The organism is Pantoea sp. Tr-811, from assembly GCF_011752535.1.
Classification (GTDB): Bacteria; Pseudomonadota; Gammaproteobacteria; order Pseudomonadales; family Pseudomonadaceae; genus Aquipseudomonas.
In genome coordinates this window covers 87,706-108,258 of the sequence record NZ_VWXJ01000008.1, presented here as the reverse complement: position 1 = coordinate 108,258, position 20,553 = coordinate 87,706, and the positions used below count along the sequence as shown (strand labels likewise).

Below are 20,553 nucleotides of genomic sequence, written 5' to 3'. Positions count from 1 at the left end.
CCAACTGGTCCTTTCCATGAACGATACCCCTACCCTCCCAACCGGGCACAACTCCTATGCCGATACCGAGCTGGCCTGCCTGGCCGGGGCCAAAGCTGCCCTTTACCGGTGGGCTGAAACCATCGCCACCCGTGACACCGACAAGGTTCTGGCGCTTTATGCTCCCGACGCCATATTGGTACCTACCCTGTCCAACGAGGTGCGCGACTGCCACGACAGCCGGCGCAATTACTTCGAGAACTTCCTGGCCAATGATGGCTTGGTATGTGACGTTCAGGTGTTCAAGAAACGCGTAAGCCGCAAGCTCGGCACCGTCGTCGTCGGTGGGTTGTATACGTTCGCTTACCGCGACAACGGCGAGCTGCGCATCGTCCCAGCACGCTTTCTGTTCACCTTCGAACGCATTGATGAGCAGTGGCTGATCACCGGTCATCACTCATCCATGGAGGCTTGAACGCGAGAACGCCATGACTCAATTTGCAAACCTGGGAACATACCCAGCGGTTCGGCTTCGCCGTAACCGCGCAGACGACTGGACCCGCCGCTTGGTCGCAGAGAACACGCTGACTACCGATGACCTGATCTGGCCGGTGTTTATCAAGGAAGGTTTTGGCACGCGCGAACCTGTGGATGCCATGCCAGGCCAGTGCCGGGTGAGCCTCGCTGAACTGGTCGACCATGTCGGCCGGGCCGTGGACGCAGGCATACCGGCCATTGCACTGTTCCCCGTCACCGCCGCAGAGCGAAAAGATCGCGAAGGCAGTGAGGCGACCAATCCGCACAACTTGGTTTGCCAAGCCGCGAGAATACTTAAGGCAAGCTTTCCGGCACTTGGCCTGATCGGTGATGTGGCCCTGGACCCTTACACTGACCACGGCCACGATGGTGTTCTGCGCAACGGCCTCGTGGTTAACGACGAGAGCCTGGAAATCCTGGCGCGGCAGGCCGTCATCCAGGCCCAGGCCGGGATCGACACACTTGCACCCTCGGACATGATGGATGGACGTATCGGCGCGTTGAGGTCTGCCCTCGATGCAGCGGGCCTGACAAACGTGAGGCTCATGTCCTACGCCGCCAAGTATGCGTCCGGCTTCTACGGGCCGTTTCGCGATGCGCTGGGCTCTTCGGGGACCCTGAAAGGGGACAAGCGCACCTATCAAATGGACCCCGCTAACAGCGATGAGGCACTGCGCGAGGTCGCACTGGATCTTCAGGAAGGAGCCGACATGGTGATGGTCAAGCCCGGCATGCCGTACTTGGACATCATCCAGCGCGTTAAAGCGACGTTTGCCGTACCTACGTTCGCCTATCAGGTCAGCGGCGAATATTCGATGATCAGGGCCGCGATCGACAACGGCTGGCTGGACCCGGATAAAGTCATCCTGGAGTCACTGATGGCATTCAAACGCGCGGGTTGCAGTGGCATTTTCAGCTACTTCGCGATCGAAGCCGCTGAGCGACTCAAGCGCGGATGAGACCCGTTTGAGTCGCAGCGCAATTGAACACCGGAAAGTCAGCCTGCTCGACCCGCGACGGGTGCGCCCCGACACCTGCTCCGGCAGGCTTCACCCCTGATACCCCAAGTAAGACGAGTAAAAAACGGCTGTGCTGCTGGCGCATCCGTTAGCGTTACATTATAACGTATAAATCACTAACTACATGACTCTACCTTCACATTCCGACCATGGGGCCTGCATGCAACTGACCGCTAATCAGAAACGCGTACTGGCTACTCTCCAGCAGTCTGGCAAGCCATTGAGTGCCTACAAGATTCTGGAGTCCCTCAAAGGCGACGGCTTCACGGCGCCCATACAGATCTACCGCGCGCTTGGGCGCCTGACCAAAGAGGGCATGGTTCATCGCCTGGAGTCACTCAATGCCTATGTCAAATGTGATCCTCCCCTCGCCTGCGAAGGCGTGCGGGCCTTCGCAATCTGCGATAGGTGCGGTCACGTCGACGAATTCCACATCCCCTCTTTCAACCACTGTTTGGACACGTGGTTAAAGCAGAGCTTGTTCGCCCTCGACAACTCGATCGTCGAACTTCATGGCACATGCACCACCTGCTGCGACCGCGCGCTCAAGAAAAAAGCTACGCCATCTCGTTACCCACACCGTGAGCCTTGCAAATGAAAGCACCCATCGCCAATCAGAGCGAAGCGCGAAAGCTGCCCGTGACTGTTCTTTCCGGTTTTCTCGGCGCCGGCAAAACCACGCTCCTCAACCATATTCTGAACAACCGCGAAGGGCGACGTATCGCCGTCATCGTCAATGACATGAGTGAGGTGAACATCGACGCGGCGTTGGTCCGCGAAGGAGGCGCAGAACTATCACGCACAGACGAGAAGCTGGTTGAGATGAGCAATGGCTGCATTTGCTGCACGTTGCGCGAAGACCTTCTGCTCGAGGTAGACCGGCTTGCCAAAGAGGGCCGATTCGACCAACTGGTGATTGAATCCACCGGCATTTCCGAGCCGCTGCCTGTTGCCGAAACCTTCACCTTCGAAGGCGAGGATGGCAGAAGCTTGGGTGAAGTGGCCAAACTCGACACGATGGTCACCGTGGTCGACGCCTTCAACTTCCTTCGTGACTACAGCTCGCGTGACAGCCTGCACTCCCGTGGTGAATCGCTTGGCGAAGAGGATGCCCGCACGGTTGTAGACCTTCTGATCGAGCAGATCGAGTTCTGCGATGTCATCGTGCTCAACAAGACTGACTTGATCGGCAACGATGAACGCCAGCAGCTAACAGCCATTCTCAACTCATTGAATCCTCGCGCAAAAATCGAATTCTCCGAGTTCGGTAAAGTCTCGCTTGATCGGGTGCTGAACACAGGTCTGTTCGATTTCGACGAAGCGTCCAAAGCACCGGGATGGCTGCAGGAAATGCGCGGTACGCATACGCCTGAGACCGAAGAATACGGTATCCGCAGCTTCGTCTACCGTGCCCGTCGTCCCTTCCACCCCCAGCGTTTCCATGCACTGGTGGAGCGGGAATGGCCGGGCGTGGTCCGTTCCAAAGGCTATTTCTGGCTCGCCAGCGAGCCCGCTATGGCTGGCAATTGGTCCCAAGCCGGCGCCGTGGCACGCCATGGCCCTGCAGGTTACTGGTGGGCGGCGATTCCAGAAGATCGTTGGCCAACCGACACCGAGTCGATCGAGAACATCCGCGCCAAGTGGGACAAGGATGTTGGCGATGCGCGCCAAGAGCTTGTGCTCATCGGCATGGACATGGACGAGCCTTCTCTGCGCGCCAGCTTCGACGCCTGCTTGCTTACGGATGAAGAAATGGCACTTGGCCCCAAAGGCTGGATGAAGCTGCCCAATCCACTCCCAGGCTGGAACTGAACTATAAGCGCCCTTCCCTTACCGGGAAGGCTAGATCACCGCGGACAAACCCCATGAATGCAGCACTACCCGACGTTTCCGTTACCGACTTGGCGCCGACTCTACGCCTGCTTAAGCGGCTGGCGACCATCAACCCCGCAGCACAGCGCTGGGAGAGCCAGCACGGACAGCTGGATGCCAGCAAGATCGTCGACCTGGGCCTGTTCACCCATCAGGGCAAAGCACCCGATCGCACAGGACGTGACCCGCGAAATGATTGAAATGACCTTCAGGGCTTTCAAGGGCAACGCAGGACACTTCGAAGGTAACAGCTTATGACCTCACCCCTTCATCTGCACAACACCCTGACGCGCCAGAAAGAGCCACTGCGTACCGAACAGCCTGATCGCGTGACCCTGTATGTCTGCGGGCCGACCGTCTACAACTTTGCGCACATCGGTAATGCCCGGCCAGCGGTGGTGTTCGACCTTCTGGCCAGGGTGCTTCGTCATGAATACCAAAATGTGGTCTACGCCCGTAACTTCACCGACGTCGACGACAAGATCAATGCCGCTGCAGTGGCTGCAGGCGTGCCCATTGCGGCGATTACCGAGCGCTTCATCGATGCCTACCATGCCGACATGTCAGCCCTCGGCGTCGCTTCTCCCGACCTTGAACCACGTGTGACCGATCACATCCCCGACATCATCGAACTCATCGAGCAGCTGATCGCTCGCGGTCACGCCTACACAGAGCAAGGCCATGTGCTGTTCCACGTCCCCTCTTACCCGGCATATGGCCAACTATCTGGTCGCCAGCCCGACGACATGATGGCCGGCGCCCGGGTGGAAGTTGCGCCCTACAAACGCAGCCCGCTGGACTTCGTGCTGTGGAAGCCCTCGACAGCCGAGTTGCCAGGCTGGGCTAGCCCTTGGGGACGTGGCCGGCCAGGCTGGCACGTCGAATGCTCGGCCATGATCGGACGGCACCTCGGGCACACCATCGACATCCACGGCGGCGGCCAAGACCTGATCTTCCCTCACCATGAGAACGAGATTGCGCAAGGCACTTGCGCACATGGGGCGCCGTACTGCCACACCTGGGTCCACAACAGTTTCATCACCGTCGATGGGCAGAAGATGTCCAAATCCCTGGGTAACGTACTGCTTGTTCGCGACCTGCTGACCCAAGCGCCGGGGGAAGCCATTCGGCTCGCCCTGCTGTCGACGCACTATCGTCGCCCGATGGACTGGAACGCCAAGCGCTTGCACGATGCCGTTCAGACGCTGACGCGGTTTTACACCTCGCTGTCGAACGTCAGCTCGATCACGCCCGCTGCCGATGTCGCCGTTGATCACCAAGTGCTCGAATCCTTGAAGAACGACCTGGGCGTGACCGAAGCGCTTGCCCGCCTGCACGCGCTTCGAGCCGACCTCGACCGTGCGCAGACCCAAGACGAGCGGGCACTCTGCAAAGCCAGGTTGATCAATTCCGCAGGCCTGCTCGGCCTGCTGCAGCAAGCCCCGGCGGCTGCCCTTGAGGCATTGGCACCGCCCGCGCGCGCTGAGCAATCGCCGGCCCACCGACAGCACCTCCACGCCCTGCTGCAAGCCCGCGACCAGGCACGTGCCGCGCGTGACTTCAACAAAGCCGACACCTTGCGTGATGAGTTGCTGGCGGCAGGCTACAGCATCGAAGACACCCCCGAGGGTTCCCGGTTGCGCCCCGGCGGCTTCGATCCCGTGCCGCCAAAATGCGATAACGACAAAGGTCACTCATGCTGATCCGCAAGCTGTTCAAATTCGAGAACGCCCATATCGTGCGGGGCTGCAGTACGCGCCGTTGTTCACATTCGATCCACGGACACTCCTACAAAGTCGAGCTGATCCTGCACGCCGACGCCCTGGATCATGGCCAGATGGTCTACGACTTCGGACTACTCAAGGGCGATATTCGCGAATTGATCGACGCGTTCGATCACTCCGTCGCCCTGTGGGCAGAGGATGACGCCGATTACCTGGCGTCGGTGCGCAGGCACTCCGAGCGATGGGTCTCGATTCCCGTATCGCCTAGCGCAGAGCAGTTCTCTCGGCTGATCTTCGCGTTGGTGGACGCAGCGCTGGCGCGCACGGAAATGAACAATGGAGAGGTGGGCGTGCGCTTGCACTCGGTGATCGTGCACGAAACCGAGACGGGCTATGCCCAGTGCTTCCGGGAGGATGTCAACAACCCACGCATGGGGCTGATAGACCTGGAACACATCGAATTCTCCCCCGCGATCGTTGCGCAGTGGCCCACCCCCGACTTGTTCGAGCGGCTAAAAAACACCCAGACCATGCTGCAAACCCAGTTGCCTGGCTTCGCCTGACCACGCGCTGGCATCCCCCAGTTTCCCGGCCCATCCCAGCAGGATGGGCCTACGCATACCTAGATCAAGAGCCTGACACAATGCCTGATAACACGCCCAACCCAGCCTTCACGGTGACGCTGCCCGACGGTTCGCAGCGCGCCTTCGATCGCCCCGTCACCGTTCAGGAGATAGCCGCCTCCATCGGCGCCGGGCTGGCACGCAGTACCCTCGCCGGCAAGGTCGATGGCCGCCTGGTAGACGCATGCGAAATCATTGACCATGACGCCCACGTGCAAGTAATCACGCCGAGGGACGAAGAAGGCCTGGAGATCATCCGCCACTCCTGTGCACACCTGGTAGGCCATGCACTCAAGCAGCTCTACCCCAACGCCAAGATGGTCATCGGCCCCGTCATCAACGAAGGCTTTTATTACGATGTTGCCTACGAACGGCCGTTCACGCCGGCAGACCTGAATGCGATCGAAGCCCGCATGCGCGAGCTGATCGCCAAGGAATACGACGTAATCAAGCGCATGACGCCCCGTGCTGAAGCCATCGGCATCTTCGCGGAGCGCAGCGAAGACTACAAACTGCGTCTGATCGATGATCTCCCGGATGCGCAGTACCTGGGCCTGTACTTTCATGAAGAATACGTCGACATGTGCCGCGGCCCCCATGTCCCTAACACCCGCTTCCTCAAAGCTTTCAAGCTGACCAAGCTGGCAGGCGCGTACTGGCGCGGCGATGCAAACAACGAGCAACTGCAGCGCATCTACGGCACAGCATGGGCCGATGCCAAGCAACTCGCACAGTATCTGCTGCGCATCGACGAGGCCGAGAAGCGCGACCATCGCAAACTCGGGCGCGAGCTCGACTTGTTCCACTTCGAGGAGGATGCGCCAGGTTCGGTATTCTGGCACCCTCGGGGCTGGGCCGTGTTCCAGTCGTTGATCAGCTACATGCGCCGCCGGCAGAACAACGCCGGCTACGTCGAGGTCAACACCCCCGATGTCATGGATCGCAGCCTGTGGGAGATTTCCGGGCACTGGCACAATTACCGTGACCACATGTTCACCAGCGAAACCGAGGATGGCCGCGCCCTGGCCCTCAAGCCCATGAACTGCCCTGGCGGCACCTTGCTGTACCGGCATGGCCTCAAGAGCTACCGCGAACTGCCAATTCGCATGGGCGAATTCGGCAAGGTGCACCGTTACGAGCCATCTGGCTCGCTGCACGGGCTACTGCGAGTACGCCACTTCACCCAGGACGATGCCCACATCTTCTGCACCCCTGAGCAAATGAACGACGAGTGCCGAGCCGTCGTAGACCTCGTGCTGGATATTTACCGCCAGTTCGGCTTCGAAGATGTCCGCATCAAGCTCTCCACCCGCCCGGCCAATCGGATGGGCAGCGACGCGACCTGGGACCTGCTCGAAGGCGCCCTGGTTCATGCCTTGGAAGCGATGAGCCTGGATTATCAGGTAAACCCCGGTGAAGGTGCGTTCTACGGACCGAAGCTTGAGTTCGTGCTCAGGGACGCCATTGGCCGGGACTGGCAGTGCGGCACGCTGCAGGTCGACATGAACCTGCCAGAACGCTTCGGGCTGGACTATGTCGATGAAGAAGGGCTGCGCAAACGCCCCGTGATGTTGCACCGGGCGCTGTTTGGATCGCTCGAACGCTTCACCGGTATCTTGCTGGAGCACCACGCGGGTAAATTGCCGGCCTGGCTGTCGCCCGTCCAAGCAGTGGTATGTTCGATTTCGCAGCAACACGCCGCGTATGCCGATGACATCACCACGGTGCTACGAGGCCACGGACTGCGCGTCGAAGTAGATACCCGGAGCGAGAAGATCGGCTACAAGATTCGCGCCCAGACGCTTCAGCGTATTCCCTTCATACTCGTGGTGGGTGCCCAAGAGCAGGCCGAGGGCAGTGTCGCTGTCCGTGACCGCGACGGTAACAATCTAGGCGTGATGGATTTGAAACAGGCCATTAATTGGATACGGCAGTCCACCGAATCGCCAGACATCAGCCAAAGCCGCCAAGCACTAAAAGCGGTTCTGGAGCGTATGGCGACTCCAGGAGGGCTGGAGTATCTGGAAGCCAGCGCCCAACGTATGGGCTACGGTATGGGCTGAAACCATCAAACACAAAAAAGCCCTGAAATATCAGGGCTTTAATGAAAATTAGTGGCGCAAGCGTAGGGATTCTATCCCGGAAAATCATCACGCAGCCGTTGGAAGCTTCCGACCCGCCCGCGAAAATTGCTGGGCGCAGATACGACCACAGCGAAGCGCGAACTGGCTTACTGCCATCTGATAGCCAATCGCTAGCCTTGGTATTCCAAAATAAACATAACCTCGCGCTAAAACGCTCCTAATCTGTCCGTCGATGGATCAACTCTCCCTTGGAGCACATCATGGACAGATTAGCTTCGTCGCCCACCCTCGCCCGTAAATCCGTCACCATCGTCCCTGAATCGCGTTTTATGCAGAACTACCGGGTTGCCAGCGCCGTACATGGCGGCAGTTCGGCCTCTGCCATCAGCAACGGACGTGGCGATGTGGAATTGTTCACCAGCGGTAGCGATACCCAGGTATGGAACATTTACCCCGACTCACAGAGTGCCACGGCCAACAGCGCGACGCTCACAGGGCTCACTGGTGAAGTGATCGCCAGCGGCCTGACGCCCAGTGGCGATATTGCGCTGTTCGCAGCCCAAGGAACCAACCTGTTGTACTGCGTGGAGCAGCCAGCCTCGGCCAGCCGTTGGTCGGCGGTGAAGATGATCGATGTGCCTCTGCCATCCAATGCCATACGCATTGCTCGCGTCACCACGGCACGTATCGCCGGCAAGCTGTACATCGGCGTGTTGGTCGAGGCCAAGGGCATGGTCGGCACGCTCTACAACTTCAGCTGGGGAGTGTGGGACAGCAGGCCGCCGACCTCGCTCAACGGCACGACCCTCCAATTGCAGACGTTGAATGCGGTGTGGACCGGCAACAGTGACAGCAACGTGGCGTTTTCAGTGTTCGATACTGTGATTCTCGAGTACACCCTCAGCACCCATGAGCTCAACCGCCCAGCCATCGCCGCCAACTTCCGCAGCCTCGATGTAGCGGCAGCCAGCGATCAACTCGGCAACACCCAGGTGGTGGCCATTCTGGCCGATGGCAACGCCTATTGCCTGGTCGGGGGTGGCAACAAGCCGTACAGCTGGGCACAACTGACCACTGCGTCCTCTTTCAAGCAAGTTGCCATTCTGCCATCACGGCCGGCATTGGACATGCTCTTGCTGGGGGTCGACAACACCTTGTACCACGCCAGCCAGAACGCCCCATCAGCCACCGGCTGGGGAGAACCGACGCCAGTCTATCGAGGCGTGCAGGCGTTCCAGGCGGCGGTGCAGGATGGTGGCCTGGCGGTGTTCGCCATCCAGGCGCAGCAGAACACGGTCACCCAGCTCAGCCGCGAAAGCCTCAGTGGCAACTGGACGATCGCCGCGTTGCAAGTGCAAGCGGCGGGCAGTATCGAAGACTTTGCTTCATACAGCACCGACGTCACACTGTACAGCGACGCGGGCACTCCACTGGCTGCAACCCCAGTGGAGGTCTGGACCGAGGAACCGTCGCGGTTGGCCATCAACGGTGGCGTCTACTACGTCACACCGCGTCGTCCGGTGCGTCTGTTGACCAACAGTGCCGGGGTGCTGTCGATTGCGCAGCAGATCAATGCACTAGGAGCCCCAGCCATCCTGTTGGCGGTGCCCTCGCTGATGTCGCCCGGCGAGCGTATCGAGTTGCGCCAGGACGCCGAGGTGCAGGACCGGCTCAGCGTCACCAACGGTAATGAACTGTTGGGGGCCAAGCTGGCCAGCGGTGCGCCCTTGCTGCGCGATCAGTACCACACACAGGCGACCGCCGATGCAGTGGCCGAAGCGGTCAGCCGCAGCATGAGCCTGGCCAGCCCGGCCTACTTCAAGGGGACTACGACGACGCCCTATACCGACCCGCGCCGCCCTCGCGCCGGTGTTTCACTGCGCCGCAGCGCCGACGTCGGCGTACGCTCGCTCGAACTCGCGCAAGTGCCCGAACAGCACTGGCATCTGAGTGTGCGCAATGGCCAGGTGCAGTTCAACGACCTGTCCGCCGATGCAGCTTCCGGGCTGTTGATGGCCTTGAGCAGCAGCGCATTGTCGGCCGGTTGGTTCAGCTGGCTGACCGACATCGGCGACTTCATCTCTGGGGTCGCGCAAGGTCTCATCGAAGTCGTCGATTATGTGGTGACCACCGTCAGCGCGGGCATCCGGGCGGCATTTCATTTCATCGTGGATGGCGTCACTTATCTGTTTGAAACCCTGGTGGACACCGTGGAAAAGGCATTCGACCTGGTCGAGGCCGTGTTCTCGGCGGTGAAGGTGTTCTTCCAAGAGCTCTATGAGTGGCTGGCATTTCTCTTCAACTGGGGCGATATGCTGCGAACCCATGAGGCCATAGCGCATATCGTCAACAGCGGTTTCGACTTTCTGGTCGGCGCCACCGGCGGCATCCAGCGCATCATCGATGGAGGTATCGACACCTTGCAGCGCCAGTTGCAGCAATGGTTCGCCGAGGCGCGCACGACCATCGCCGGTGACTACAGCCTGGGCGGCTACGAGCGGGCCAACACCCCTGACGATCCGGAAACCTCCAGAGCGGTGGCCAACAACATCGTCTACAACGGGCTGCTCAACAATGCCTCGGCGGCGCATTCGAGCATGGCTGCCACTGCGTTGCTGAGCGTTGCTGACGGGCCGTTCAGCCAGTTCATGGACGAGCTGACGCGGCTGGCCGACTTCACCGAGTCGTCCCAGGCGTTCGCCCAGGCTCTGGCCTACCTGCAAGACCTGGGCTCAGCGCCGGACGAGATTTTCCGAAAGCTGCTGGCGGCCTTGATGAGCGTGGTCGAAGGGGTGCTACAGGCGGTGCTGTCCGGTGTGCAGGCGGTGATCGATGCGCTGCTGAAAACCGTCGCGACGCTGATCGCCGGCCTAAAGCAGCTGATGAATGCGAAGTGGAACATTCCCTTTGTCAGTGACTTATACCGCTTTATCACCAACGGCTCGGACCTGACCACGCTGGACTTGATGGCGCTGGTACTGGCGGTACCCGGCACGATCCTGTTCAAGGTGATGCAGAAAACCGCGCCATTCCCGGATCAGGCCAGCGTGTCGCGCTTCAAGGAGGCCTTCACTGCCGATGTACTGCTCAACGCAAGCGGGCTCAAGCCGGCTGGCCGGCAACAAGCGAAGCAAACCGTTCAGGCCGAGCAGGCATGGAGCGGTTGCCTGCCGCGAGACCTGGCACTGGTGACCGGAACCTTGGGTTCGGTTGCCTACTTCTTCTACGGCGGCCTCACGGCCCTGGGTGACGCGTTGCCGCCGGAATCCGGGCCGCCTGAGATCGTCGCCTATGCCGCGTTGGGCCTGGAGACGGCGGCGCAGTTGTGCAGTTGCCCCTGGATCTTCTCCAGCGGCGCACCTGGATGTGCCACCGCCGATGGTGCCGGCCGGATTCTGTGGCTCTACACCTGCCTGGGCGTACTGCTCGATGGAGTGTTCGTGTTCCAGGCCCACAAGATGCCGGAAAACCGCGACGATATTGGCGTGATGACCACCTTCGTTTATGGCCTGGGCCACCTGGCCTTGGCTATTCGGCCTTCAGTTGGGCAAAGCGGCGAGACGGTGGCGTTGAACATCGTGCCGTGCCTGCCGGAAGTGTGTAAACCACTGCGTCTGAAACGCGTGGTGCTCAGTACCAAAGGGTTCTCGTTGCTGGGCCAAGCGGCCCTGGATGCAATCTGTTACACCTCGGCCACGGTCCTCAACATGGTCTCGGTGTCTGCTGCAACTCGACCTGCGCTCGCCGACGCCAGTGCCCTGGGCACCGGCACCCGTTCGTTGTAGTCAAAAAGGAGTTTGGCAATGTTGACAGTCACCAAGAATCCCCCCGTGGTCGGCCATGGCCAAGTACTGCGCGGTCCCGTCGCACAGGCGTCGAGCCGGGAGGCCCTGCTGGCCGGTACCTACGACAAGGGCATCTATCTGCGCCCCAACTTGAGCAACGGCGGCAAGATACCAGCCACTTCGCCGCTGTCGGCCTCGCCCGACATCTGGATCGCTGGTACCCAGCCGGTGAAGGACTTCCGCAATGCGTTGGCCACCAGCGGCAGCTACGCCTCCCAGTCCCCGGGCACCATCACCCAGGGCACGCCCAACTACATTTACGTGCGTGGGTGCAATGGCGCGGCGGTCAGCAGCACCACCAAGGTGCAGTTGTACGGTGTGCCGTGCGCGTCCATCCAATGGCCCAGCGAGTGGGCCAAGTACGGTATTCCCACCGACCGCGACCACCCGGATGGCACGCAGCCGTACTACGACTCATCCATCGTCAACCTGGCGTCGTCAGGCATCGGTGTGGCGGCCGATACCTTTGTCTGGAGCAACCCGCAGCCGCCAACTGGAGGGAGTGACCACTACTGCTTCATTACCTGGATGAACAACGCAGGCAACCCGTTCCCGGATGTATTCTCGCAGTTGGATATGTCGGCACTGGTGACCAACAACCTGCAGTTCGGCTGGCGCAACGTGTCGATGCAGTCCGGCCGCTCGCCTACCCGCCAGATGAGTTCGCAGTTGATCATCCCCAGCGACGTGACAGCAGGCAGCCGTGAGTACTCGCTGCAAATCACCAACATGGGCTTCCCGGAAAGCGGCTGGACCCTGTCACTCAGTTGCAGCCAGTTGGATTCCAAGGGCAACCCGATCACCATCAACAACGTCGCCATGCCGGCCTTAGGTCACTTCGTGGGTGTGCGTTGCACCTTGTCGCCAGGATACAGCGCGCTGCTCACCCTCAACTTGTACCAGAACAACGGACCCGCTTCGCAGCCGGGTGCGGCGATCGACATCACTCCGTCCTACTTCTCCGACGGTACGGCGCTGGAGTTGCAGGAGGCACTGGACCGCGGGTTGGTGGACTTTGCCTTGTCCCATGCCCTGCACCGGGCATTTGCCGCCACCGAGGTCGCCGACATTCGCCCGCGCCCCGTGGTATCGCTGGGCGCCGACGGGCTGCAGATCATTTGATGCTCACAGGGAGTGAAAGGTCATGAGTCAAACAGTCGTCAACTTGTTCAGTAGCAGCCAGGCTGCCACTGAAACACTGTACCTTCGTAACAACCTGGCCTCCACCGGCAGTGTACCGTTCAAGGGAGCGCTGGGGCTGTGCCCCGATATCATTCAAAGCCCGCAACCGGTGCCCGATGCGCAGAATGCGTTGAGCACGGTTAGCAGCTGGGAACAGGCCTATAACGTTCAACCGCAGGCCGCCGTACCTAATTACTACTACCTGCGCGGCATGAACGGAGGCAGCGAAGCTGACAGCAACGGGTTTTCCTTGTATTACGCGCCCGCGCAGGTGCTGCTGCTGCCCGCGACCTTCCGCGGCCATGCGCTGAGCACCGCCGCGGGCCTGGAAGTCACACCGGTCAACGCACCTGCCGGGCATATCGGGGTAGGCCAGGCCCCCTTCGTCTGGACACCGTCACCTCCGCCGGCCGACAGCTATTTCAACCTGATCGCCCAGGTCAGCGCCGCTGCCCAGCCCGACCCGCTGCCGGTGGTGCGAGACTGGCTCGACCTGGCCAAGCTGATCGGTCAGACCCCGACCCTGGGCATCCGTACCCAGGCGCTGGTACGTGGCAACCAGTGGGTGCGCCGTCAGCAACTGACGGTACCGGCAAGCTTCACCAGTTCGCCGATCACTATCACCCTGGCGGCCCAGGGCCTGGCCGGTACCCGCGTGTGCCTACTATGCGATACGGTCACGCCGTTGCAAGTACCGGTGATGCTGGGGCCGCTAACCCTGGGCGCCGATGGCAGCCAGACCGGGGCCACGTTCGTGTTGCCTGCGGGGTACTCGGCCAACCTCGCCGTGCAGTTCTGGAATCCGGACAACCAGCCGGTCGCGGCCGGTTCGAGCCTATCGGTGACCTTTGGCTATTCGATCAACCCAGGGGCCGAACTAGACCGTGCCATCGCCGAGAACCTGGTCAACCATCACTATCAGGAAATCGTGGGTGAAAGCGCCACGGCCGCCATCAAACCCAAGGCGATGGCTATCGTCAGCCAGATGACATTTACCTTCGACGCCTGATCCGGGCTGCCGCGCTCTGTGTCAGGAGGACACAGAGCGCCTTCGGTTGGTTCAGTTACACCGTTTCCCGGGTTCTGCTCAGGATGGCGATCAGAATGTCGCCTGTACCTTCAACCCGCCAACCCAGGCATCGTCCACCTGCCTCACCCCACCTGGGTGTCGGACGAATTGCAGGTTCGGCCTCACCGTCAGCCAGTCGGCCAGGTGAATACCGTAGTTGAGCTCGGCGTTGTACTCGGTTTGCTGTACCGGCAGGTAAGCCGGGTCATCGTAATCCTCGACACCATTGGTCAAATTGGTCAGCGCCGCATTCTTGCGGTATGCCGGATTCACATGCACCTCGGAAACCGCCAGGCCGATGTCATCCTGCGGGCGTGCAGCGAACAACCCCTTGTACACCGCGCCGACCGACACATAGTGGTCGACCTTGCTGGTCTTCTTGTCATGCACCGTGGCCATGGCGAACAGGCTCAATCCGCGTGACGCATCGCTTGCCTGGCGAGTGACCTGCTGCATCGCCCCCAGCCACACGCCGTGCTTGCTCGAGGCACTGCGATAAGCCGCGCCACTGACCACGGCCGGCTGACCGTTGCTGTCCTTGAGTACATCCTTGGCATCGGAAGTGCTGTAGTAGTAGCCGGCGCGGTACTCACCCGGCAGGCCGCCGATACGCGGCTGCCACACCAGTTCGACCGGCAGGACCGCGCCTTCGGTGCCGCTGCCACTGAGCTTGAAGCCGTTGTCGTTCTGGGTGTTGGACGGGTTCTGTTCGTATGCACCGATTTGCGCGAACAGCTCGGGGGTGAGCGGGTACTTGACCCGCAGCGCCCATTGGGTGATCGGCCAGTTGTACCAGATGCCACCCCAGTTGCCGACCTGCGAGCCGCAGAAGGTCAGGTTCTGGAAGTTGCAATCAAAACTGTTGAAATCCTCGCCTTCGCCAAAGCGACCAACCTTGATGTCCAGCCGTCGGTCGAAGAACGCCTGCTGGTAGTACAGCTGGGTCATGCGCCAGTGCGAGCCGCGCCCCCAAACTTCCTGGGACGAGCTAAGGGTGCCGACACGCGGATCACCGACACGGTCGTTGGAGATGTTGTCGCCGTTGCGGTCAGCCACGGTCAGCTGGAAGCGAGCGTCGTGCCAGCCGAGCAGCTTCTGCAGGTCGAAGCGGGCGCCGAGCGAGTACTGGTCGCTGTAGCTGGCGCTGCGGTCGTTGTTGTAGCCGCCGCCGAGGTTGGCACCGATTTCGCCGACGTAGGCGAATTCGAAGTCGATGCCTTGTTGGGCCAGGGTGCTGCGAGCGCCATTCCAGTCGCCGAGAGCCCAGGGGGAATTGCTGGCGAAAGGTTCAGCGGCGTGGGCCGATTGAGCACAGGCCATGGCGACCAATAGGGCGCTGTATGGGAAGGTATGCATGGTGTTCTCTTTGTTATTTGATAATTGCCTGTGCCGGCCCTTTCGCGGGGCAAGCCCGCTCCTACAGGTTGCAGGATTCCCTGTAGGAGCGGGCTTGCCCCGCGAAGAGGCCGGCTCAGGTTGATTACTGAACGCTGGCGCGCATCTGTGCCGGCAAGTCGAGCTGCTTGCGCATCTTCGCCACCTCCTCTGCCGTGACAGCCGGCGCACTGTTGCCCCAGCTGTTGCGCGCAAAGGTCAGAATGTCGGCAATCTCGGCATCGCTGAGCTTCCAGTCGAACGCCGGCATCCCCGCCCCGGTGACGTAGGTATGGGTATGCACCGCCCGCGCCCCACCCAGCACCACACTGGTCAGGGTGTCGGTGTTCGCCGCAAGGATCGCCTTGTTCCCGGCAAAGCCGGTGATCATATGGCTTACACCCTCGCCCGCCGTGCCGTGACAGGCAGAACAATGCACCTCGTAACCCTGGCCGCCACGCTGCATACCGGCATCGTTACCGGCCAGCGCGGCCGGTGCTGGCTGCGGGTTGCCGGGCAACGACTTGAGGTATACCGCAATGGCACGCAGGTCCTGGTCGGTCAGGTGCTGAGTGGAGTTCTCGATCGCCTCGGCCATCGGCCCGCTGGCCACGGCAATGCCATCGCTACCGGTCTTCAGGTAGTCGACGATCTGCTCGACACTGCTGTCGCCCAGGCCCTGGTGCGGGTCGTTGGTGATGTTCGGCGCGAACCAGGTGCCGACGAGGCCACCTTGCAGTGCCTGGGCAGCGATGGGTCCACCCAGGGCATTGCGTGGGCTGTGGCAGGCGGCGCAGTGGCCGGCGCCATCGACCAGGTAACGGCCACGGTTCCACTCAGGGCTTTGCGCCGGGTCAGGGGCATACGACGTGTTGTCGAAGAACATCCAGTTCCAACCCGCCATCAGCAGGCGCTGGTTGAACGGAAAGTTCATGCCGGCCAGTTCGTCGACCTTGTGCGCCTTCGGCTCGAGCGTACTGAAGAACGCCCACAGCGCGCGCAGGTCGTCATCGCTCATGCGCGTGTAGTCGGTGTACGGCATGGCCGGGAACAACAGGCCATGGCGACCCTGGCCCTGGCGCACGGCGTTGAAGAAGTCGCGCTGGGTGTAGTTGCCGATGCCAGTTTCACGGTCGGGGGTGATGTTCGACGACTGAATGTCACCAAACGGCGTGCCAATCACGTAACCACCGGCAAAGTCGCCGCTTTTGGCCGTGTGACAGGCCGCGCAGTCGGCGCCGCGCATCACGTACTCGCCCTGCTTGATCAGTGCCGCGTCGGTAGACTTGAAGTCGCTCAAGCGCACGCTGTCATCGGCCACCTGCGAGCGCGCGGTGGAGTTGGCCTGGATCACCAGGCCGAGCATCACGGCGCCGGCCAGGGCCACCACGCCGCCGCCGATCAGGGCGGTTTTCTTGCTTATCATGGCAGGCCTCACACCAGGGAACCGGGGTTGTGCTGGTACTTCTCATGGATCGCCCGGGCCGTACGGATGGCCAGGGCGCCCACGGTGCTGGTGGGGTTGTAGCCGGCGTTGGTAGGAAACGCCGAGGCGCCGACCACGAACACGTTGTGTGCATCCCAGCTCTGCAGGTAGGTGTTGACCGCGCTGGTGCGCGGGTCGTCGCCCATGACCATGCCGCCCTGGGTGTGGTTGGAGTTCTCGTCGTACGGGCTCCACGCCTTGGCGGCCGAGTTGAAGGTGTGCACGTGCTTGGCACCCATTTTCTTGCCGATGTCAACGGCGCGCTGCTCGATGAAACGCGCCATGTTGCGGTCGTTCTGGTTCCAGTCGAAGGTCATGCGCAGCAGCGGCGTGCCCCAGCGGTCCTTATAGTTCGGGTCCAGCGACAGGTAGGCATCGCGGGCTGGCATCGAAGTGCCCTGGCCGAAGATGATCCCGTAGTTCTGGTAGTTGTCCTTGTAGGTCTGCTTGAAACCCTTGCCCCAACGCGGGCTGCCCGGCGGCAGCAGCCCTGCCCGGCCGATCGGCATGCCCTCGCGAGACACGGTGAGCAAGCCGGCACCGCCAATGAAGTCAAGCTGGCTGTGGTCGAAGTTGTCGCCGTTGTAGTCGTCCACCTGGATGCCCAGGCCGCCGGCACCGATGAACGGGTTGAGGGTTTCGTCCTCGAACCACACGTGGGCGCCTGCGCAAGTCTGGTAGTTGTAGGCGCGGCCGATGGTGCCGGTCTGGCTGACCGGGTCGTACTGCTTGCCGATGTCGCTGAGCAGCATCAGGCGGGCGTTGTCGTAGGTGAACGAGCACAGCGCGACGATATCGGCCGGCTGGATCACCTCGCGGCCTTGCTCGTCGAAGTAGCTCACGCCGGTGGCGGTCTTGCCGTCTTCAGCCTTGTGAATCTTGGTCACGTAGCCCTGGGTGATCAGGGTGAAATTCTTGCGCCGCATCAGCGCCGGGATCACGCAGGCCTGGGGCGAGGACTTGGAGTAGTTGCCGCAGCCATGGAACATGCAGTAGCCGCAGTAGGTGCACGGCGCCATGCTCACGCCCAACGGGTTGACGTAGGCCGCGCCAACGTGGGCCACCGGGATGTAGAACGGGTGCAGGCCCATCTGCGCGGTGCTGTCACGGTACATCTGCATCAGCCGCGAATCCTTCAACGCAGGCGTCGGGAACTCGCGGCTGCGCGGGCCTTCGAACGGGTTGCCGCCGGGGCGGATCTCACCATTGAGGTTGCCGGCAATGCCGGAGATGCCGGCGATGCGCTCGAAGCGGTCGTAGAACGGCTCCAGATCGGCATAGGTGATGCCCCAGTCCTGCACCTGCTCCAGGCCCTTGAGCTTGCTCGCGCCGTAGCGCTCCAGGGTGGCCGAACGCACGCGGAAGTCCCATTCGGAGAAACGCCAGGCCATGCCGGCCCAGTGGAAGCCCGCGCCGCCCACCGACTTGCCCATCTGGAAGGCTTTCAGCTCGCGGGTTGGCACTGCGGTCTGGCCGGAGTGGTTGCGGAACGTCAGGGTGTAGTCGCCTGGCTGCAGCAGCAGCTCGCGGCGGATGGTCCAGCGCAGCTCGTCGGGGTCGACGGCCGGTGGCGTATCGGTGGAAGTGTCGAGCCACGGACCGCGGTCGATGGCGACCACTTCCAGCCCGGCGCGGGTCAGTTCTTCGGCCATCAGCGAGCCGGCCCAACCCAGGCCGACGATGACCACGTCAGCTTTTTTACGTGTAATTGCCATGTTGTTTTCCTCTGGCCTCAGCTCACCGGGATCAGGCTGATGGGCGCCAGGCCCAGGTCCTGCCCGCGACGGTCGATGTACTGGCGGTAGTCGTAGCGAGCGCCGGGGAAGCCCACCAGCTTCCAGCCGACCATGCCGCGGTTGCCGCCATAGAGCGGGTCGGCGAAGTAGCCTTCGCGCACGCTGAGCAGCAGGAATTCGAACAGGCGGCTGCCGCTGCCGGCGCCTTCCCAGTCCAGGTGGCCTTCGTCCAGCTGGCGCAGGATCGCGTCCATCTGCTCGCCGTCGAGTTCGGCGAAGGCGCGGCCGTGCAGCTGGCGGGCGTGCTGATCGATGAACGCAAGGCCGGCCAGGGTGTAGTCGCGTCGGGTGCGCAGGCTGATGGTCAAGCCCATCAGCGCGGACTCGTCGGCCTGAAGCGGTCGCTCCAGGTACAGGTCCTTGGACTCGCCGTAGGGGCCGTTCATCTGCGCGTCGAGGTAGTCGACGCAGCCGGCCTCGCTGGCCGAGGCACCCAGCTCGTCACGGGGAATCAGGCGGTCGAACACGGCAGTCAGGGTGGCGCGGGCCTGGCCCTTGAACACATTGCCCTGGCCGCCACTCATCACCGGCGATGGCAGCATTTCACGGTTCAGGCCGGTTTCCGGCGGCACCGACTTGAGTTCCACTGCGCCGACCTTGGCCAGGCCAGCGGCGGCGAACAACGCACCCATTGAACGCAAGGCGTCCCTACGTTTCATGGAGTTCTCCTTATCGACAATCACGGGGGAGCCGTGCGGCAGGTCGCGGAATTTCGGGCGCGCAAAGGCACACGGCGAGCACGGACGGGCTCGTCGGGGGCGATGGGGATCTGGGCGGGTGAACGAAAAACGCGGTGTACTGGGGAGTGAACCTGGCAACCTGCCGATCACGGCGGGTGCCAGTCTATGGCGCGGCATAACGCCGCGCCATCAAGGCGTTGACGTGTTTACGTCAAAATCGCTTCAACACGAGGCAGGCGGGAGGGTTTCGTCGATCACCATACGCAGCTGCGGCCACACCTGTGGCGGTGCGTCCAGGTCACCGTTGGCGTACAGCAGTTGCTGGATGGCAGCTTCGGCCTGCCCTTCAGGGTCCTGGTCGAGCACCAAGGAAAGCAGCCCTTCGCGGAGCATGTCGGCATGCTGCGCTGTAGCCTCATGGCTGATCCAGACCAACCGCCCGGCATGCCTGGACAGCGCCTGGTGCACGCCCGTAGAGCCACTGCCGGTGGTGTACAGCCCGACCACCCCAGCGTCCTGAGCCAGGTAATCGCTGATCTTCGCGGCATTGAGCTGGTTGTCGTCGAAGCACTCCACCGGGCCGAGCACCTTGACCTGCGGCGCCCGTTCGGCCATGACCTCGAGAAAGCCCTGCACACGCTGCTGATGGGCGCGATAGAGCAATGAGTTGGTTACCAGCAGCACACGGCCCTGGGCCGGCGCAACCCATTGGCTCATCAGTCGCCCGGCGGCGCGGCCGGCGACATGGTTGTCGATCCCGGCGTAGATCGCCCCTTCCAGCCCAGGCAGGCTGCTGGTCACCAGTATCACCGGCACACCAGCAGCGACCTGCGCACTGAGGGCTTCACGCACCTGCGGGGTGTCTTGGGCAACCACGATCAACCCCTGGCGCGGCACCCTGGGCTTATTGATGAGATCCAGCAGTTGCTGCGGATCGCGCTCCTGCCAGACATGGCGCTGCAGCACCAGCCGCGAGCGGTGCATCTGCGCCTGTTTGACGAAGGCTGCAGCCAGACGCCGGTAATGGTCGGTGGCGCTGTCTACCAGCAGCAAATCGAAGCGCAGCAAGCCATGCAGCGCAGACGGGAGCAAGCGTTTGAGCCCCAGCGCCTGGGCTGCCTGCAGCACCTTGCGACGCTTGCTGTCGGAAACGCTGCCGCGCTCGTTCAACACTCGGTCGACGGTGCTCAGGCTGACGCCGGCCAATTGGGCGACATCAGCCATGCCTTGGCGACGGTCAGTCTTGTCCACCTAGAAACATCCAGTAACCAAAGACGCGGAGT

General features: G+C 61.9%; 15 protein-coding genes and 1 pseudogene. 11 read left to right on the top strand and 5 right to left on the bottom strand.

Annotated features, from left to right (window positions below; translation table 11 throughout):
• The first annotated feature begins 16 nt into the window (after window positions 1-16).
• The 11 genes and pseudogenes from F3J44_RS14010 (at window position 17) to F3J44_RS13960 (ending at window position 13,874) form a co-directional block, all read left to right on the top strand.
• Window positions 17-454, top strand: a complete 438-nt coding sequence (locus F3J44_RS14010; RefSeq protein ID WP_167273291.1) for a nuclear transport factor 2 family protein — start codon at window positions 17-19, stop codon at window positions 452-454.
• 13 nt (window positions 455-467) lie between these two features.
• Complete coding sequence (gene hemB, locus F3J44_RS14005) at window positions 468-1,475, top strand: porphobilinogen synthase (RefSeq protein WP_167273288.1); 1,008 nt, start codon at window positions 468-470, stop codon at window positions 1,473-1,475.
• Between the two features lie 220 nt (window positions 1,476-1,695).
• Window positions 1,696-2,133, top strand: coding sequence for a Fur family transcriptional regulator (locus tag F3J44_RS14000; RefSeq protein ID WP_167057397.1), 438 nt, complete (start codon window positions 1,696-1,698; stop codon window positions 2,131-2,133).
• A complete protein-coding gene (gene zigA, locus F3J44_RS13995; RefSeq protein ID WP_167273285.1) occupies window positions 2,130-3,347 on the top strand; it encodes a zinc metallochaperone GTPase ZigA in 1,218 nt (405 codons plus the stop codon). Before F3J44_RS14000 ends, zigA begins: the two co-directional genes overlap by 4 nt.
• A gap of 53 nt (window positions 3,348-3,400) precedes the next feature.
• A complete protein-coding gene (locus F3J44_RS13990; RefSeq protein ID WP_167273282.1) occupies window positions 3,401-3,607 on the top strand; it encodes a GTP-binding protein in 207 nt (68 codons plus the stop codon).
• A 54-nt stretch (window positions 3,608-3,661) separates the two neighbouring features.
• Entirely contained in the window at window positions 3,662-5,110 is a 1,449-nt protein-coding gene (gene cysS / locus F3J44_RS13985; RefSeq protein ID WP_167273279.1) for a cysteine--tRNA ligase, read from the top strand.
• A complete protein-coding gene (locus tag F3J44_RS13980) occupies window positions 5,104-5,694 on the top strand; it encodes a 6-carboxytetrahydropterin synthase (RefSeq protein WP_167273277.1) in 591 nt (196 codons plus the stop codon). Before cysS ends, F3J44_RS13980 begins: the two co-directional genes overlap by 7 nt.
• Before the next feature lie 80 nt (window positions 5,695-5,774).
• Window positions 5,775-7,691: pseudogene (thrS, locus tag F3J44_RS13975) on the top strand (threonine--tRNA ligase); the annotation flags it as partial.
• Window positions 7,692-8,098: 407 nt separating this feature from the next.
• A complete protein-coding gene (locus F3J44_RS13970) occupies window positions 8,099-11,623 on the top strand; it encodes a hypothetical protein (protein ID WP_167273271.1) in 3,525 nt (1,174 codons plus the stop codon).
• A gap of 18 nt (window positions 11,624-11,641) precedes the next feature.
• The gene (locus F3J44_RS13965; RefSeq protein WP_167273269.1) at window positions 11,642-12,805 is read left to right on the top strand and encodes a hypothetical protein; all 1,164 of its coding nucleotides are present in this window, start codon (window positions 11,642-11,644) and stop codon (window positions 12,803-12,805) included.
• Between the two features lie 22 nt (window positions 12,806-12,827).
• On the top strand, window positions 12,828-13,874 hold the full coding sequence (locus tag F3J44_RS13960) for a hypothetical protein (protein WP_167273266.1): 1,047 nt from the start codon (window positions 12,828-12,830) through the stop codon (window positions 13,872-13,874).
• Between the two features lie 90 nt (window positions 13,875-13,964).
• Here F3J44_RS13960 and F3J44_RS13955 read toward each other — a convergent pair whose 3' ends face one another.
• The 5 genes from F3J44_RS13955 to F3J44_RS13935 form a co-directional block, all read right to left on the bottom strand.
• Window positions 13,965-15,290, bottom strand: coding sequence for a carbohydrate porin (locus tag F3J44_RS13955; protein ID WP_167273263.1), 1,326 nt, complete (start codon window positions 15,288-15,290; stop codon window positions 13,965-13,967).
• Between the two features lie 124 nt (window positions 15,291-15,414).
• The gene (locus F3J44_RS13950) at window positions 15,415-16,734 is read right to left on the bottom strand and encodes a cytochrome c (RefSeq protein ID WP_167273261.1); all 1,320 of its coding nucleotides are present in this window, start codon (window positions 16,732-16,734) and stop codon (window positions 15,415-15,417) included.
• Window positions 16,735-16,742: 8 nt separating this feature from the next.
• Window positions 16,743-18,509: a GMC family oxidoreductase gene (locus tag F3J44_RS13945; protein ID WP_167273258.1), complete on the bottom strand. Its 1,767-nt coding sequence runs from the start codon at window positions 18,507-18,509 to the stop codon at window positions 16,743-16,745.
• 17 nt (window positions 18,510-18,526) lie between these two features.
• Window positions 18,527-19,249 carry a gluconate 2-dehydrogenase subunit 3 family protein gene (locus F3J44_RS13940; protein WP_167273255.1) on the bottom strand — a complete coding sequence of 241 codons (723 nt, stop codon included), beginning with the start codon at window positions 19,247-19,249 and terminating at the stop codon, window positions 18,527-18,529.
• A gap of 243 nt (window positions 19,250-19,492) precedes the next feature.
• On the bottom strand, window positions 19,493-20,521 hold the full coding sequence (locus F3J44_RS13935; protein ID WP_167273253.1) for a LacI family DNA-binding transcriptional regulator: 1,029 nt from the start codon (window positions 20,519-20,521) through the stop codon (window positions 19,493-19,495).
• Window positions 20,522-20,553: the final 32 nt, after the last annotated feature.

Coding starts and splice junctions, on each gene's coding strand:
- F3J44_RS14010 (WP_167273291.1), top strand. CDS start 17: ATGAACGATACCCCTACCCTCCCAACCGGGCACAACTCCTATGCCGAT.
- hemB (WP_167273288.1), top strand. CDS start 468: ATGACTCAATTTGCAAACCTGGGAACATACCCAGCGGTTCGGCTTCGC.
- F3J44_RS14000 (WP_167057397.1), top strand. CDS start 1,696: ATGCAACTGACCGCTAATCAGAAACGCGTACTGGCTACTCTCCAGCAG.
- zigA (WP_167273285.1), top strand. CDS start 2,130: ATGAAAGCACCCATCGCCAATCAGAGCGAAGCGCGAAAGCTGCCCGTG.
- F3J44_RS13990 (WP_167273282.1), top strand. CDS start 3,401: ATGAATGCAGCACTACCCGACGTTTCCGTTACCGACTTGGCGCCGACT.
- cysS (WP_167273279.1), top strand. CDS start 3,662: ATGACCTCACCCCTTCATCTGCACAACACCCTGACGCGCCAGAAAGAG.
- F3J44_RS13980 (WP_167273277.1), top strand. CDS start 5,104: ATGCTGATCCGCAAGCTGTTCAAATTCGAGAACGCCCATATCGTGCGG.
- F3J44_RS13970 (WP_167273271.1), top strand. CDS start 8,099: ATGGACAGATTAGCTTCGTCGCCCACCCTCGCCCGTAAATCCGTCACC.
- F3J44_RS13965 (WP_167273269.1), top strand. CDS start 11,642: ATGTTGACAGTCACCAAGAATCCCCCCGTGGTCGGCCATGGCCAAGTA.
- F3J44_RS13960 (WP_167273266.1), top strand. CDS start 12,828: ATGAGTCAAACAGTCGTCAACTTGTTCAGTAGCAGCCAGGCTGCCACT.
- F3J44_RS13955 (WP_167273263.1), bottom strand. CDS start 15,290: ATGCATACCTTCCCATACAGCGCCCTATTGGTCGCCATGGCCTGTGCT.
- F3J44_RS13950 (WP_167273261.1), bottom strand. CDS start 16,734: ATGATAAGCAAGAAAACCGCCCTGATCGGCGGCGGCGTGGTGGCCCTG.
- F3J44_RS13945 (WP_167273258.1), bottom strand. CDS start 18,509: ATGGCAATTACACGTAAAAAAGCTGACGTGGTCATCGTCGGCCTGGGT.
- F3J44_RS13940 (WP_167273255.1), bottom strand. CDS start 19,249: ATGAAACGTAGGGACGCCTTGCGTTCAATGGGTGCGTTGTTCGCCGCC.